Origin of the sequence: Bifidobacterium sp. SKU, from assembly GCF_026016405.1 — a bacterium.
Lineage (GTDB): Bacteria > Actinomycetota > Actinomycetes > Actinomycetales > Bifidobacteriaceae > Bifidobacterium > Bifidobacterium bifidum.
On the sequence record NZ_CP092890.1, the window covers coordinates 803977 to 818387 of the forward strand.

The 14411-nt window shown below is 63.9% G+C and carries 14 protein-coding genes; 2 read left to right on the forward strand and 12 right to left on the reverse strand.

The features are described 5' to 3' along the window. Nucleotides 1-15 precede the first annotated feature (15 nt). The 12 genes from MMB49_RS03360 to MMB49_RS03415 all read right to left on the reverse strand — a co-directional run bounded on the left by MMB49_RS03360 (nt 16) and on the right by MMB49_RS03415 (nt 13161). Complete coding sequence (locus MMB49_RS03360) at nt 16-297, reverse strand: HU family DNA-binding protein (RefSeq protein WP_003812492.1); 282 nt, start codon at nt 295-297, stop codon at nt 16-18. A gap of 130 nt (nt 298-427) precedes the next feature. Then, nucleotides 428-2932: a lysylphosphatidylglycerol synthase transmembrane domain-containing protein gene (locus MMB49_RS03365; protein WP_080958970.1), complete on the reverse strand. Its 2505-nt coding sequence runs from the start codon at nt 2930-2932 to the stop codon at nt 428-430. Between the two features lie 52 nt (nt 2933-2984). Beyond that, complete coding sequence (gene purB, locus MMB49_RS03370) at nt 2985-4421, reverse strand: adenylosuccinate lyase (RefSeq protein WP_047271795.1); 1437 nt, start codon at nt 4419-4421, stop codon at nt 2985-2987. A 158-nt stretch (nt 4422-4579) separates the two neighbouring features. Beyond that, nucleotides 4580-6115 (reverse strand): esterase/lipase family protein, encoded by a 1536-nt coding sequence (locus MMB49_RS03375; protein WP_047271797.1) that lies wholly within the window; start codon nt 6113-6115, stop codon nt 4580-4582. Then, nucleotides 6112-6426 carry a hypothetical protein gene (locus tag MMB49_RS03380; RefSeq protein WP_003812499.1) on the reverse strand — a complete coding sequence of 105 codons (315 nt, stop codon included), beginning with the start codon at nt 6424-6426 and terminating at the stop codon, nt 6112-6114. The genes MMB49_RS03375 and MMB49_RS03380 overlap by 4 nt, the downstream gene beginning before the upstream one ends. Nucleotides 6427-7018: 592 nt before the next feature. Beyond that, nucleotides 7019-7609, reverse strand: coding sequence for a DUF6466 family protein (locus tag MMB49_RS03385; RefSeq protein ID WP_082247866.1), 591 nt, complete (start codon nt 7607-7609; stop codon nt 7019-7021). Nucleotides 7610-7635: 26 nt separating this feature from the next. Further along, nucleotides 7636-8664, reverse strand: a complete 1029-nt coding sequence (locus MMB49_RS03390; protein WP_047271802.1) for a vWA domain-containing protein — start codon at nt 8662-8664, stop codon at nt 7636-7638. After that, a complete protein-coding gene (locus MMB49_RS03395; RefSeq protein WP_003821653.1) occupies nt 8661-9719 on the reverse strand; it encodes a vWA domain-containing protein in 1059 nt (352 codons plus the stop codon). The genes MMB49_RS03390 and MMB49_RS03395 overlap by 4 nt, the downstream gene beginning before the upstream one ends. Before the next feature lie 14 nt (nt 9720-9733). Continuing rightward, nucleotides 9734-10306, reverse strand: coding sequence for a hypothetical protein (locus MMB49_RS03400; protein WP_003816418.1), 573 nt, complete (start codon nt 10304-10306; stop codon nt 9734-9736). Then, entirely contained in the window at nt 10303-11292 is a 990-nt protein-coding gene (locus MMB49_RS03405; protein WP_047271804.1) for a DUF58 domain-containing protein, read from the reverse strand. Before MMB49_RS03405 ends, MMB49_RS03400 begins: the two co-directional genes overlap by 4 nt. Continuing rightward, on the reverse strand, nt 11289-12395 hold the full coding sequence (locus MMB49_RS03410) for an AAA family ATPase (RefSeq protein ID WP_022174179.1): 1107 nt from the start codon (nt 12393-12395) through the stop codon (nt 11289-11291). The genes MMB49_RS03405 and MMB49_RS03410 overlap by 4 nt, the downstream gene beginning before the upstream one ends. A 10-nt stretch (nt 12396-12405) precedes the next feature. Then, nucleotides 12406-13161 carry a uracil-DNA glycosylase gene (locus MMB49_RS03415; RefSeq protein ID WP_013389717.1) on the reverse strand — a complete coding sequence of 252 codons (756 nt, stop codon included), beginning with the start codon at nt 13159-13161 and terminating at the stop codon, nt 12406-12408. Nucleotides 13162-13277: 116 nt separating this feature from the next. On the opposite strand from MMB49_RS03415, the gene MMB49_RS03420 reads away from it, so the two are divergent. Further along, on the forward strand, nt 13278-14024 hold the full coding sequence (locus tag MMB49_RS03420; protein WP_003816409.1) for a LytR C-terminal domain-containing protein: 747 nt from the start codon (nt 13278-13280) through the stop codon (nt 14022-14024). Nucleotides 14025-14178: 154 nt separating this feature from the next. Next, the gene (locus tag MMB49_RS03425; RefSeq protein ID WP_003816407.1) at nt 14179-14382 is read left to right on the forward strand and encodes a cold-shock protein; all 204 of its coding nucleotides are present in this window, start codon (nt 14179-14181) and stop codon (nt 14380-14382) included. Nucleotides 14383-14411 lie beyond the last annotated feature (29 nt).

The window sequence follows — 14411 nt, forward strand, 5'->3', positions numbered from 1 at the left end:
TGGCACGAACCGGACTTACTCGGTCACGGCCTTCTTCAGCAGGGAGCCGGCGGAGATGCGCACGCCGTAGGTCGCCGGGATCTCGATGATTTCGCCGGTGCGCGGGTTGCGGCCGGTGCGGGCAGCGCGCTTGACGCGCTCAGCGGAGAACAGGCCGGTGAGCTTCAGGCCTTCGCCGGACTGCATGGCCTCGACGAACACGTCCTGGAAAGCGTTAACGGCGGCCTCAGCCTGAGCCTTGGTCAGATTGGACTTCTGGGCGATCTTCGAAACGAGATCAGACTTGTTGTATGCCATAAAGCATCCTTCTTTGATCTGGGGGCTTCGATTGCCGAATCCCCGGTGTTCATCAATGATGATAGCGCATGATGTAGGCAAACGCCGCATTTTTTAAGGGTTTTCCACACTTTTTCCGGTTGTTGGGCGGTTATATGAGATTGTGTTTGTCGAGCCAGCGCATGGACAGCGCACCGAGGGGGATTCGCAGCCAGTAGAACAGCGCACGGTACAGCAGCGTCGCGGAGAGCGCGATGCCCGCGGGCACGCCTGCCGCGCCGAACGAGAACGTCAGCGCCGCTTCGACGCCACCGAGGCCGCCGGGGGTCGGTACCGCGGAGCCGATGGCATTGGCGACCAGGAAGATGAACAGCGTCTCCAGCGGATTGGTCATCTGTCCGAACGCCAGCAGCGCCGCCCAGAATTCCAGTCCGGTGGCCACGTTGAGGATCAGCATGCCCAGCACGCTGAACGACAGCTCCTTGGGATTGGTGAGCACGTCGATCAGCTGCCGTGCGTAGGCCTTGACCAGGGGCAGCAGCCTGTCCGTCGCGTAATGCCGGATGGGTGGGATCATCATCGCCACGGCAAGCGCCATCAGCACGATGCCGACGATGACGATCAGGGTGTTCGTCGGAATCATGCTGCTAAGCGCGTCGCTGCCCGTGAATATGCCGATGACGAACAGCATGAGCACTGTGCCGCCATAATACACGGCCATGACGGCGCTCATGATCGCGGTGGCGGTCGTATTGCGGTAGCCGCTTTTGCGCAGGAACTGCAGGTTCACGAATGCGGGTCCGACGCCGGCGGGCATGGACACCATCGCGAATCCTTGCGCGACCTGTGACATGAAGATGCCGAGCGGGTTGCGCTTGTCGCGTTCGATGAAGGCCCCGAGCTCCAGCGCGGAGCCGAGCAGGGCGATGAGTTCGAAGACCAGGCAGACGATCGCCATCACCGGGTTGGCGTTCTTCACCGCGGAGATGACCTCGTCGGGCTTCAGTTGGGTGAAGATCACCACGACGGCGACGATCAGCAGCACCATGCCGATGAAGGAGCGCGGGCTGAACCGGGACAGGGACACCGGCTCCATGGCCTCGGCGGTCTCCTGCGGGGCCAGCGCGCGCATCTCGGCGCGCATGTCGTCCACGATGTGCTTGTTCCAGCCCGGCAGGGCCCGCGTGCCGGCGGGAACGGCCGCCTTCTGGATGAATGGGGTCAGCGAGATCATCGTGTCGTCGCCGAGCACGTCGCGGCCTGCGGTGACCGCGCGTTCGGGGCCGATGAGCACGGCGAGCAGCAACAGCAGTTGCACCTGATCCAGTGCGATGTTCGGGGCCGCGCTGGCGTCGTCCCCGTTCTGCCATCCGGCTATGATCGGCGTGCCGGATTCCAGTCGCGCGAGGGTGTCCGGCGTGATGCGGCGATGCGTGTACCCGCGTTTGTTCGCCACCGACAGGAAACGCAGCAATGCGATGGCGTCCTTGTCGGACAACGTGTTGAGGTTGCACTCGTGCATGATGTCGTCGCCGTGCAGCACCAGGATCGAAGTCTCGCCGGTGTCGGCCACGCCGTAGATCTTGGGGGTGGGCAGGCCCGCATTGCGCAATCCCAGAATCATCGCCATATGGTGCTGGGTCGCCTCTCTCGGCGAGCGGTCGCGCCGCATGGCGACGCCGGTGAACCGGACCCACTGCCACAGCTGTTTGACGTAGCCCGCCGTGCGCGCCTGGCTGTCCAGAGCGGAGACGACGAAGGCCCGTCCCCAATCATCCACGGCGTCGTACAGTCGAGATCCTTCGACCAGATCGTCGTCGAGGGTCGAGGCGAGGGAGCCATGGGACAGGTCGACGTCCATGCGGCGCTTCAGCGAGGTGATATGCAGTCCGATGCCGTTGAGCGCCTGCACGAGATCCTCGCCCCATGCGCCCTGGTTCTTGGTGCCGGCTGCGAACCGGATCAGCATGCCGACCAGCCGGCCTACGGACAGGGACACGATAACTCCGGTCACGGAGTTGATCGACAGCAGGATCAGGATGGCCGACGAGATGTAGAGGATGTTCCATCCCCATTTGACCGTCGATCGTGTACGCCGAGGCCCCGCGACGGTCAACAATGCCGCGGAACCCGCGTAGAAGTCCGGCAGCAGTCCCGTTCCGATGATCGAGCTCGGCGAACACAGCGCGGTGATAAGTGTGAAGTTCCCGAAGGTCGACACGGCCATCGATATGCCCCAGACGGTCGCTAGGCCACCGAACATGGCGAGTAGGGCCAACGCCGATTGCAGCCACTCCCGTCCCACCAGCAGCTGGACGATGGCCATAACGGCGATGGTCACGATGGTCAGCTGCTGCAGCATCGAGGTCGGAAGATCGACCATCCAGTTCAGTGCACGTCCGGCGCTGTGGGCATCGGACTCGACTCCCGTGACGAAACCGCTCAGGTAGATGGAGGACAGTATGGCCACCGCCGCGAGCAGCACGGCGGAGACGGCGTGGACCAGATCGCCGAAATCGTGGATGCGGCGCGGTGCGACGTCCTCGATGACCGGGTGGGCCGTGGTGCCGGATACGTCGTCGCTCATCGGACGCGCGTCCGGCGACGCCTTGGAATCGTCATCGCCGGACGTTGCGGTTATCGTCTGATCGTTCATCACCGTTCCTGTGCTGATTGATCGTCGATGGAAATGGGAATTATCGGACGGCTCAGCGGTCGAAGTCGACCAGCGCGCCGGCGACGCCCGTGTAGGTGGCGGGGGTCAGCGCCTTGAGCCGCGCGGCCGTGGCGGGGTCGAAGGACTGCTGGTCGATGAAGCGCTCGACCGCCTCCTTGCTGATCTCATGGCCGCGCATGAGTTCCTTGACCTTCTCGTACGGCTTGTCCATGCCGGGCAGGCCCTTGAGCTCGCAGGCGCGCATCGCGGTCTGGATCGGCTCGCCGAGCACCTCCCAGTTGGAGTCGAGTTCGCGTTCGATGACGATGTCGTTCGGATGGATGGACTTGAGTCCTCCCATCAGGTTGTACAGGGCGAGCTGCGAGTAGCCGAGCGCCGAACCGATGTTGCGCTGGGTGGTCGAATCGGTCAGGTCGCGCTGCCAACGGGACTCCACCAGCGTGGCGGAGAGCGTGTCGAGCAGCGAACAGGACAGTTCGAAGTTGGCCTCGGCGTTCTCGAAGCGGATCGGGTTGACCTTGTGCGGCATCGTGGAGGAGCCGGTGGCGCCCTTGACGGGCACCTGGGCGAACACGCCGCGCGAGATGTACATCCACACGTCCACGCACAGGTTGTGCATGATGCGGTTCGCGTGGGAGACGGTCGAGTAGAGCTCGGCCTGCCAGTCGTGGCTTTCGATCTGCGTGGTCAGCGGGTTCCAGGTCAGGCCCATGCGGTTGGTGACGAACTCGCGGGAGACGGCGATCCAGTCGACGTCCGGGCAGGCGGCCAGATGCGCGCCGAAGGTGCCGGTCGCGCCGTTGATCTTGCCCAGGTACTCCTGGTTCTCGATGTGCCTCAGCTGACGGTTCAGACGGTAGGCGTAGACGGCGAGCTCCTTGCCGAGCGTGGTCGGTGTGGCCGGCTGGCCGTGGGTGAGGGAGAGCAGGGCCTTGTCCTTGTATTCCTCGGCCTTGGCGGCGAGGTGGTCGATGATCTCCTTGAACGCCGGCGTCCATACCTGCTCCATCGCGTTCTTCACGCAACGGGCGGTGGACAGGTTGTTGATGTCCTCGGAGGTGCAGGCGAAGTGCACAAGGGTCTTGAGCGCGTCGTTGATGTGGGTGAGCTCGGCCGGCGCTTTGTCGAGCTGGTCGTCGATGTAGTATTCCACGGCCTTCACGTCATGGTGGGTGACGGCCTCGTGCGCGGCATGCTGCTTGATGCCTTCGGCGCCGAAGTCCTCGGGGATGGCCCGCAGGAAGGCGATCTCGGCGTCGGTGAACGGCTCCACGCCTTCGACGATCGGCTGGTTGCCGTTGCCGTCGAAGCCGTTGGCCAGCAGGATCATCCATTCGACTTCGACGCGCATGCGCTCGCGGTTCAGCGCCGGCTCGCTCAGATATTCGACGAGAGGTGCGGTCTGCTTGTGGTAGCGTCCGTCGAGCGGGGTCAATGCAATTGCGGGGGTGATGTCAGTAAGCTTCATAGCATCCCAGATTACTTCCAGCCGTAAACCTGATGCGAAACCGATGCATGTTCGTTTCGCCCCCGTTCCTGATGCCTTTTTCGTCCCGGCATGTCGTTCTCCTCTCGTTTTCGTCTGCTGACTGCTGTTTTCCCGTGTTTCCGGTGCGTGCACGCCCGTCATTCATGCGACATGCGCCCCTCGTAGTATCGGGTGTCGATGAGTTCGCCGTCGATGATCTGCTGGAAATGCCGTTCGTGCGCGTCCACGGCGGGCGAGCCGAGATCGGTGGCGTTGCGGTACGCGGCCTGATGGTATTTGAGCCAATGGGATATCTCCTTGGTCTTCGGCGCGTCGGCCACCAGTGCTCCGGCGTAGTTCGACTCGGCCGAACCGGTGTTCTGGCCGGGTGTGCACGACCCGTCGGCGTTCACCGTCGGCGGCGTGACGCCGGTGGTCTGCGTGACTTTGCCCCTTACGGTGAGCCATTGTTCGGTCGAAGGGTTGCGGCCGCCATCGAGCGAGGCGACGAGCTCGTCCTCGATCTCTATGCTGGTCACCCAGGTCTTGGGCGGTATCGGATGATTGGCGACAGGAGAGCCGGCGGTCACCACGTGATCGATGGCGTAGGAGTCCTTCAGGTCGGAGGCCAGGGCCGCGGCCACGATGCCGCCCTGGGAATGCCCCACCAATGCCACCGGCTCGTCCTTGCCGATGCCGGCTTGTTTCATGGCTTCCTCGACCATGCGGAAGCTGTCCGCGTTCCTGCGTCGGTTGGCGTTGGAGCTCATGAGTTCGAGGTTCTGCTCCCATCCGAACGGCGAATCGTCCTGCCCGTCCGTGCCCGGTATCAGGATTAGCCAGCCTGTCGTCCCATCGGAGCGGCGGTATCGCTGGACCGCTATCGTCGCATAACTGAGTCCGCTGTTAAGGGTGATCTTGCCCAGGCGTTCCTCGGCGAGCCGTCGGAGGTTCTCCATGGACGAGGCCACGGAATGCGAGGCCCCGGCCACCTGAGACGTGGATTGCACCTCACGCACGGTGAGTTTGTTGCCCTGCATGGCGTTCTTGAACTTCGACGTGTACTTTGCGATGCGTTCCGCGGCGCCGGCGACCTGGGTACCGCCGAGGATGTGCGCGATGCGGTTGTTCGTGATGCGTCCCGCCAGCGATGCCAGCAGCTCCTCATCCATTTTCGACGTGGCATCGAGCGCCCGCACGGGGTTGAGCTTGCCGTCCTTGATGGAGCCTGAGACGAATCCGTAGAGTGACAGCATCCCCAGCGTGTTCCATCCGACGCTGGGCAGCACGGTCGTCATGATCTGCGCGGCCTTGCGAAGTTTCGTCTCCGCCTTGGTCTCCGCTTCGTCATACAGGCTGTGGGCGCGGGCGATCAGATCGGCGACCTGTTCCAGGTCCCCGGCGAGCGTGGCGCACTCCCGCGCGTGGGTGACGCATTGCTCCAGCAGACGCGCATATGGCATGGAGACGTGACCGGGTTCTCCATCGCCGCCGCTGCCGGCCAACGCAGGGCAGAGCGCCGCGCCCGCACGGTCCTTTCGGAGCTGGTCGTGGACCACCGACCAGAAGAACCCCGCGCCCTTCATCTCCTCCGCCTGATTGCGCAGCGATGCCACGGCGGCCGTATATCGTTCACGGGTTGCCGGGGCGTATTGCGTGCCTCCGTGTATCGACGAAGTGACCATCCAGTTCATGATGAGCCTCCGCTCCAGGCGAGTTGCCCGGTCTGCCGCACGCGGTCGTCGATGGATGCCGCCAACCTCGTATCGCGGTCCAATGCTCGTGCGCACAGTGTCGCCGCATTGCCGGTCCAATCCAGGTTCTTGGCGGCGGCCATCGCGGTTCTGGACTGTTCCAGCGCGTTGGAGGTCAGCCGTTGCAGGGAGCCGATGCGCTCCCGGCTGGACCCGACAGCGGTGCGGCAAGGGCAGTCGGCGCCGGCGATCGACGCCATCGCGTTCCCCCATATCGGGAACGCGCCGTTGAAGATAGTGCAAGTGTTCATGGTTCCATGAACGCATGCACGGCCATCCGCGCGCAAGCGGAGCGGAACATGTGGTCGAAGGCTCCCGACTTATCCACACACTCGGCGTGTCATCCACAGCAAATGTGGACGACGAGACCGGCGCCGTCGCGGAGCACTGAATGGAGTGATGCGCAATGGTGCCCTCGCTGGCGGGCTGAGCCGTGAAGCGAGTAGAGGGGCTGTTTGCAGGCGAAGCCGCCTGGGGCGGTCCCGGGTGCCTCTCATCCGCAGCGCCACTTGTGCCGTGGCCCGTCTTTCCATCAGGGGAGAATCGACCTGACTTCGCCGCCGATTGCCGTGCTAAGGATGCTGTGCCGGGATGGCCACACCAGGGGAAAAACATGGGAAAAATGCATTGTGTGGCTTTTGTCGTGCCACACAATGGAATGTGAGCCTTCTCATTACGTGGTATGGCAGAAAGCGAATCACAGAAACCGCCATTTTCCAATGATTCGGGAAAACGCTCTGATACCGGCGTTGCCACACCAGCCCAAAAACCGTCGAAAATCGTGTGGTGTGGTACACGGACAACCGGAACCGGACAGCTGGAACCAGGCGGCGCCCGGGCCAATCACCATGGCTTGGTGGTGGAGTTTGTGTTGGAGGAGCTTTTGCCCTTACCGCCTTTGGAGCCGTTCTGCGAGTTGGACTGCTGATTCGACTTCAGCAGGTCGTCCACTTGCTTGCGCTGCTCCTGCGTCAGACCGCCGCTCTGCCTGGCGTTGCCGTCCGATCCGGGCGTGGTCTGCGCGTTGGAGGTTTCGGTGTTTTGCTGCTTCTGGAGCTGCGCGTTGATGCGTTCGGTCAGCGTGGCGGAGACTGACGCGTTGGTGTCGATCACGTCCTTGACTTGCGGCAGTAGCAACGCGGACCATGCGGCCGCGTCTGCGAACCTGGCGTCGGCTTTTTGCTGGAGTGCGCTGAGCGTCGACAGGTCGGCGTCATCCTTGGAAGCGGCCTTCAGATTGCCGTTCAGTTGCGAGGTGGCATCGTCGAATGCGGTGACAGCGATGAGGTTCGCGCCGGCCGCGATGCCCGCGCACAGGCAGGCCATCGCGACGATGCCGATCAGGATGCGCGACCATAGCGGAGTGCGCGCTACTGCGAGGTCTTTCGCTGCGCGGCCGTTCGCCTCGCGCTTCTTCACTGTGTTGCTTTTCATTGCACGATTCGTTGATTTCCGGGATTTCATAGCATCCTCCGTGACATGGCGATCCATGCGCCGATCTCCCAGGCGAGCAGCAGGCCCAGCGCCACGGCGAACGGCCATATCACGGGAATCGTACGCTCCCGCCGTTTGACCGTCTGGGTGAGCCTCCACTGTCTTGATGCCTTGGCGGACACGGCCTGTTCGATGGTGTGCGAGGCGTCCACGTGCAGGTATGAGCCGCCCATCTCATCGGCGATGGATTTCAGCGTGGCCTCGTCGAGCTTGGATATTCCTGGCTTGCCGGTCGTCGGGTCGGTCACCCACTGCCCGTCGGATTGCTGTCCCGTTGCTGTGCCGTCGCTGGCCATCGGTATCTTGCCACCCGCATCAGAGCCCACGCCGATGGTGAACGAGTCGTCAAGGTACCGCCTCAGCGCAGAATAGCTACGGCGTGCGGTGTCGGAGGTCTGCTCGCCGTCCGTGATCACATACAGCACGATGATGTCATCGGGATGTTGATCCCTGATTGATTTGAGCGACAGCATCAGCTGGTCGAGCGGCGTGTCGAGACTCGATCCGGCCGATGTGGACGTGGATTCGACGGCCAGCGTGTCGGCCCAGCCGTCAATGGCGATGGAGTCCGGAGTCAACGGCACATCCAGGGTGCCGCTCGCGCCGAAGCGCAATGCGGCGAAACTGGAATCGGCGTACGTCGACGTGATGCCCTTCACGATGCGCTTGGCCGCGTCAAGACGGCTGATTGTACCCGAGGAGCCGTATTCCGCGTCCTTGACCGCCATCGATCCGGTGACGTCGACCGCCACCATGACATCGGTGGCATTGATAGCCCGGCTGGTGGTGGTCGTCACGATGCTGGGCGTCAGCATCATCACGGCGGCGAGCAGGAACATTATCACCCTGCGTATGCAGGCGGTCAGCGTCTCATCGCTGGAGCGCCTGCGCCGCACATGCACGACGACCACCGCGACCGCGAACGCCAGCATGAGCGCCGCGATCGCGCCGCCCGCGATCCAACCCAGAGCCGGGGCGAATGTCATCGGTCTCATCGTCTCAACCTCCATGCCAGTATCATCCATATCGCAAGCAGCACGACCAGCATCAGCGTCCACCATCCCGGCGCGTCGATCAGCGCGGCCTGGCTTGACCGTCGGCTTTCGCTGGTACGCCGGCTGTCAATCTGCCTCACCAGCTCGTTGATGTCGGATGAGCCCGACTGGGTGAGGAACGTTCCGCCGCGGGACTCGATCTGCTGCTTCATCTCGGTGGTTGTGGCGTCGCCCTCGCTCTGGCGTGGCCCGGAGAACAGGCCGTCCACGCTGATATGCGAGGCTTCGGCCATATCGAGCGCCTGGGCGAGTGAATACGTCGGCGTGCCGGACGCCACGTTGTCGGTGGCGAGCACGATCGAGGCGGGGCGCTGCCGTGCGGCGCCGGACGTGTCGCCATAGGCGAAGCCGGGTATCATCGCGGCGCAGCTGACCAGCCCGTCCCCGATCAGTGATGTCGAGTTCTTGCGGTTCTGCGTGCCTTCCAGCCAATCGGCGATCTTCTGGTAGTCCTTGTCGCTCATCTTGTCGATGTCGTCCTGCGATTCGACGCCACGGAGCGCGTCCGCCGCCTTGGTCAGCTGGCTGGAGACCAGGTCGTAGTCGTCGGTCAGGGGGAACACCGTGCGCGATGTCGAGTTGAAGATGCTCAGGGCGATGCGTTCTCCCCGGAAATGGCTCACCAGTTCCAGATATGTTTCGATGACCGCCCGGTCATAGGGGAGCGCCGAACCTGATACGTCGAGGCACAACACGATGTCGCGACTGCTGGAGCGTTCCGCGTCGCGGTCCACATGCGCCGGTCTGGCGATAAGAACCGTGCAGATGGCCAGCGCCGCCACCAGCGCCGCCACGGCGATCCGCCCCAGCAATCGCCACAGATGGAACAGATGCGATGCATGCTCGGTATTGAGGTCGTCGTCAAGACTGTATACCGGCATGCCGTCCCGCGGGGGACGCCTGCGGCCTCGGAAGATCGCGATGACGGCCACCAGCACTGCCGCGACGAGCACGGCCGCCACGGCGGCATACGGCCACAGCCAATGGATGCTCATGTCGTTCGTGGTCATCAGCGCCACCTTTCCACGAGGTTCAGCACCCAGTCGGCGGCCTGTTCCACGGTGGCGTCCTTCGCCTGCGCATTGAACTCGGCGTTCGCGAACTCCGGCGGATACAGCGCGGCTATGGTCTGGCGCAGCAGCGTGAAACCGTGGACTCCCGAATCACCTGCCAGGGAGCCTGCGGAACGTGACGCGATCTCCTGCAGCGTCGTCGAACCGAGCTCCGCGCTGCTGGCCTGCGACGCGAAGTCCCTCGCCACGGCGGCGAGCTCGACGAAGGCGTCCTCGCGCGAAAGCTTCCCGGCCCCGTTGCGCTCCACGATGTCATGCACGCGGCTTTTCCACTGCGAGACGGGGGCGAGGGCGTTGTGGGACCCTCGGGGAGCGGCTACGCGTTTCGCACGTCGAGGACGGGACATGATGACGATCGCCACAATCAGGATCAGCAACGCGATGAAGCACGCCATCGTCACTATGGGCAGCAGAGACGCGACGGGCACGTCCGTCACGGGATGCAGGTCGTTCACGTCCACGGCTGCGGCCAGCGTCGACGAGGTCACGAAACCGTTCATGACGTTCATGCAGGCACCTCCGACGTCAGGTTCAGCGATGGCGGCACACGCAGCTGATTGCGGATGGAACGGCCGAGCGAACGCGACACCAGCCGCACGAAGGCATCGAACATCATGTCGCTCGACGCGGCGCGGATCATTCGCGAACCACGTTTGGCGAGTTCGTGCTCCAGAGCGGCGCACACGTATCTGCGATGCAGCGCCACCTCTTCCGCGGCCTTCGCGTTGCGCAGCAGGGCGGGGATGCGGCGCCCGGATTTTCCGTCATACCATTCGCGGGCGGCCTCGGACGGGTCGAAGGGGTTGGCCGTCGCCACGGTGATCAGCACCACGGGGTGGGTGGCGGCTATGGCGCCGATGACGTCGATGTGACGCTTGCGCAGGGCCAGCTCGTCGGTGGCAAGCACGATGAGCGCCTGACGGTCGCGTATGCGGCGCGCGTAATCCAGCAGAGCGTCGATGTTGCGGCCGTATGACCAATCCCGCCGCAAGGCGTCGTCCAGCGTGCGCTCGAACTGCGCGAACCCGCCGTTGAACGGCATGCGCGTGATGCTGTGGGCGTCGGCGAACACCAGGGAGACGTCATCGCTGCGCCGCAGCGACAGCGCGGCGAACATGCGCAGCGCGTTGCCTGCGACCGCGTAGGCCGGCTCGCCTGACGCGCATCCTCCGGTCATCTCCTCGCCGACATCGCACAGCAGCCACACCTGGCTGGTCGCCTGGCGCGCATGCTGCACGACCATCGGGCGGCCGAGACGGGCGCTGGCTTTCCAATCGATGAGACGCGCCTCGTCCCCCGGCCCGTAGACGCGGATGTCCATCGGGTCGTCATTGCCTCCACGCCGGTTCGAGGCGTGCTCGCCCTCCAGGACGCCCAGCGCCTTGCGAACGGTCGGAAGGCTCAGCGAATTGCCCAGCGCCTCGATCTTCCTGCGGATCCGGTTGTCGGAAGATGAGGAGTGTGAGGAGTGTGAGGGGTGTGAGCCATCGATCATGGGACGTGAACCGTTTCCACGATCCGATCGATCACCTGGTCGCTGGTCACGCCGTCGGCCAGCGCCTCGAAGGTCAGGATCACACGGTGCCTGAGCACTTCGTGGACCATCATCTTCACATCCTCGGGGATGACGTAATCCCGGCCGGCGAGCAGCGCGTTGGCCTGCCCGCTGCGGATCAAGGCGATCGACGCGCGGGGGCTCGCACCGAGGCGGACCGTCGAGCTCAGGCCCTTCAGCGGCTTGTTTCCGGCACCGCGCGAGGTCGCCACCAGATCGACGGCGTAGCGCATGATCGCCTCCGACACATGGACGCGCCGCGCCGATTTGCGCAGAAACTCCACATCCTGAATGGTGATCGTGTCGGACGGCAGTGATTTCGGATCGAACATGTCGGTGCCGCGGCGCGTGAGCATCGCCAGCATGCTCGTCTCCTCGTCGGCCTTGGGATAGGTCATGACGGCCTTCATCATGAATCGGTCCATCTGGGCTTCCGGCAGGTTGAACGTGCCCTCCTCCTCGATGGGGTTCTCGGTGGCGATTACCATGAACGGCTTGGGCAGCTCGATGCGTTCGCCGCCGATCGTCGTGGCGCCTTCCGCCATGGCCTCAAGCATCGCCGACTGCGTTTTGGCGTTGGAACGGTTGATCTCGTCGAGCAATACGAAATTGGCGTGGATCGGGCCGATCTGGGTGGAGAACCGCTGGGTGGAGAAGTCAAACACCTGGGTGCCCACCAGATCGGACGGCATGAGGTCGGGCGTGCATTGCACTCGGCGGAACGTTCCCGAGACCGAGGTGGCCAGCGTCTGGGCCGCGGTGGTCTTGGCCAGGCCGGGCACGGATTCGATGAGGATGTGGCCGCCTGCGACCATCGTGGCGATCAGCGCTTCGCGCAAGTCGGACTGTCCGACCAGCGTCTGGGCGAATCTGGCGCGGATGCGGTCGGTGAGCTGCCGTGCGCGTCGCAGGTCATCCTGCGTCAGCGCGGCGGAAGGCGCCGGCACGGGCGTGCGCATGGGGGCGGCCGGCATGGCGCCCGTCGTGGGGATCGCGTTCGCGAGCTGGGACGGCATTGAAGGTTTCGAGGTGAATAAAGCCATGCTGCCCACCTTACCGTGACGAAGCAACCGCGGAGTGGGGATCGGGCCGATCCGCCTGCGCCGATGGCAGTGACCAGTCGACCGGTTCCGCGCCCATGGAGACCAGCGCTTGGTTGGCGCGGGAGAACGGGTGGGAGCCGAAGAACCCGCGGGATGCGGACAGAGGGCTGGGATGCGGCGAGGCGATGATGGTCGCGTTGGTGAGCAGCGGCGCGAGGCTCTGCGCGTTGCGCCCCCAGAGGATCGCCACCAGCGGCTTCGGCTTGCCGTCCGCGTCCACCCGGGCGTTAAGGGCGCGGATGGCGGCCTCGGTGATGGTCTCCCATCCCTTGCCCTGATGGCTGTTGGGGCGTCCCACGCCGACGGTCAGGCACCTGTTCAGCAGCATCACGCCGCGCTGGGTCCAGGGTGTCAGGTCACCGTTGGCGGGCATCGGCACGTGCATGTCGTCGACGAGCTCGCGGTAGATGTTGACCAGGCTCTTCGGCAGCGGTCGGACGTCGGGCGCCACGCAGAAGCTCAGGCCGACCGGATGCCCCGGAGTCGGGTAGGGATCCTGCCCGACGATCAGCACCTTGATCGAGTCGAATGGAATTGTGAAGGCTCTGAGGATATTATGGCTTGCGGGCAGGTACTGACGTCCTGCCTGCAGTTCGGAGCGGAGGAAATCGCCCATGTGATGGACCTGCGGCTCCACGTCCTGCAGCGCGGCGGCCCATCCGGGCTCCACGAGCTGCGACAATGGTTTGACTGGATGTTGACTCATGGTCTCTACTGTAGCGAGCGTGTCGAAGCTGTGCATATCCGGTGCATGACTGACGGCCGCCGCGCACTTGGGACACCATGGCCGGTAGACTTGACGAACGATACGGAAGGGTGATTATGGCCAAGGACAAGGAAACATACGATTCGTATGCCAAAGACGTGTTCGACAATCCTCCGGCAGGTCCGGTGGGCGTGCATCGGGGCGCGCGGTCGGCCGGGGCGCGCATGACGCCTTTCCTGATCGTGCTGCTTGTGGTGGCCCTGGCGGGCGTCGGCACATGGGGTGTGCTGTCGGGAATGTTCTCCGACGTGCTCTTCGGGAACAACGGCACGTCGCAGGCGGCCGACGACAAGGCGTCCGACAGCGACGACTCGAAGACCGGCGACACGACGAAGTCCGGCACGGGCGAGCAGTCCACTTCTAGTTCGACTGACGGTTCCTCCGACACGGCTTCCAATACCTCCACGGATTCCGCCCAGAGCGATACGACATCGAGCAGCAGCGACGGTTCGACCGATGCCACCGACACGAACGGGCAGGGGACGGACTCCACCGCCTCGTCCGACGCGCAGTCGACGCCGCCGGCCACCGCCGAGGCGAACAAGGCCACTTCCGTCCGCGTGATCAACGGAACCAAGATCTCCGGTCACGCCGCCAGCCGTGCGTACACGCTCAAGCAGGCCGGATACAAGAACGTCGTCTCCGCCAACCCCTCCGGTACGTTGCCTGCGAGCACCGTGGTCTGGTACCAGAACGAGACCGATGCGGCGACCGCGAAGGACATCGCCGTGACCTTGGGCATCTCCGACGTGCGGCAGATGTCGGGCATCTCCGCACCCGTCGTCGTCGTGCTGATGCAGTGACCGTACATCGGCCGAGAATCCGCGTCCCCGAGGCTTTGTGCGAATGTCCCCTAGTACCGTACAATGATATGGAGTCGCGAGGTGGGGGATGCGGTGCGGTTTTGAGCTCTCTTCCGTTTGTTCGCGGCATAGGAACAAGGGAAAGAATATAACAATGGCACAGGGAACTGTGAAGTTCTTCAGCGCTGGCAAGGGTTACGGATTCATTACCTCTGATGCTGGTGGGGATGATGTGTTCGTGCACTACTCGGTTATTCAAGCCGATGGTTTCAAGACGCTGAACGAGGGCGATAAGGTCGAGTACGAGGCCGAACGTGGGCCGAAGGGAATGCAGGCCACGAAAGTGGTCAAGCTCTGAATCGTGCGAGGCTTTGCGCGTCATCGAAG